This window comes from Pseudomonas frederiksbergensis, assembly GCF_003732665.1.
In the GTDB taxonomy this organism is placed as follows: Bacteria; Pseudomonadota; Gammaproteobacteria; order Pseudomonadales; family Pseudomonadaceae; genus Aquipseudomonas; species Aquipseudomonas frederiksbergensis_G.
This window is the reverse complement of record NZ_MOBP01000245.1, coordinates 1-294: the sequence shown is the minus strand read 5'-3', so window position 1 is coordinate 294 and position 294 is coordinate 1. Positions and strand designations below refer to the sequence as shown.

The 294-nt window shown below is 60.2% G+C and carries 1 pseudogene; it reads right to left on the bottom strand.

Going from position 1 to position 294, the window contains the following annotated elements:
* Window positions 1-294: pseudogene (locus tag BK665_RS34030) on the bottom strand (DUF748 domain-containing protein); the annotation flags it as partial.

Sequence of the window (294 nt, the reverse complement as noted above, 5' to 3'; positions counted from 1 at the left end):
GCCAGTCGGTGCCGCGACCGGTCTGGGAGTTCTGTTTGTTGGCGCCGCCATCGACGAAGTTCACTTCAGGGTTGATGAGCTGAACCTCGGCCACCACGGCATGGTCGTACCACAGGGAGTGCCAGCTGATCGCCAGGTCGATAAGCGGTGCATTGACGAAAGGCACAGGGACTTTGCCGTCGACCTTGACGATCTTCAGCCCGTTGATTTTGTAGGCGCCGCGCCACAGGGCCAAGTCCACGTCGACAACCTGGCCACGGTAGTCGCCCATGTCGGCCAATTTGTCGTTGAGGT